Source organism: Promicromonospora kroppenstedtii DSM 19349 (assembly GCF_000515355.1).
GTDB classification, from domain to species: domain Bacteria; phylum Actinomycetota; class Actinomycetes; order Actinomycetales; family Cellulomonadaceae; genus Promicromonospora; species Promicromonospora kroppenstedtii.
Map to the genome: position 1 here is coordinate 22,007 of NZ_KI911649.1, position 347 is coordinate 22,353.

1 protein-coding gene is annotated in these 347 nt (G+C 74.6%); it reads right to left on the minus strand.

Going from position 1 to position 347, the window contains the following annotated elements; translation table 11 throughout:
- On the minus strand, positions 1 to 347 hold a 347-nt coding region (locus PROKR_RS34445; protein WP_036962606.1), incomplete at both ends, for a hypothetical protein.

The following is a 347-nucleotide window of genomic DNA, read 5'->3' on the forward strand; positions in this document are numbered from 1 at the left end:
CGGTGGTTCGGCGGGGGAGCCGGCGGACGCCTCGGCAGGGGAGGCTGCCGACGCCGTCGCGTCGGCACCGTCCTCGACCGTCTCGTCCTCGGCCGTGACGGTGCGGGGACCCAGCGCCTTCTTGTGCGCGGCCGAGATGGCCGCGAACGAGAGCGCCTTGAAGTCGAAGTTCTCGTCGATCACCGGGAGGTTGTCAGCCGGCTTCTTACCGCCCTCCGGGGCGTCGGCCTTCTGCTCGGCCTTCCCGGCGGGCATCTCGTCCGCCTGCTCGACGGCGACGTCGGCGGCGGACCCGGTGCTCCCAGCGAGCGCGGCGGGCGAGCCGGCGTCGTCGTCCGCCGGGGGCT